Genomic DNA, 271 nt, shown 5'->3' on the forward strand with positions numbered 1-271 from the left:
TTTAAAAGGTGTAGCCTCTCATTATGCCCACTCTGTATTAGGTGAAAACTTTCCTGAACTAAAACAAGGTGGTAGTGATTACAACACATTGTTTGGAACAAACGAACGTGCTGGCATCATCGAATTTCATGATGCGCTCATGATGCCTGAGACGGTAGGAGAAGCATTCAAAGTGGATGTGATGACACCACATCATTCAGACTACAACAGCGTCAAGCTAGATAAGATGAACAAAGGGGGAAGTGTTCCAGCCCCTCGAGACGATGACTCA

General features: G+C 43.9%; 1 pseudogene. It reads left to right on the forward strand.

From position 1 onward, the window contains the following. Nucleotides 1–271: pseudogene (locus SB658_RS24055) on the forward strand (type III-B CRISPR module RAMP protein Cmr6); the annotation flags it as partial.

The organism is Bacillus sp. SIMBA_008, assembly GCF_046535495.1.
Classification (GTDB): domain Bacteria; phylum Bacillota; class Bacilli; order Bacillales; family Bacillaceae; genus Bacillus; species Bacillus subtilis.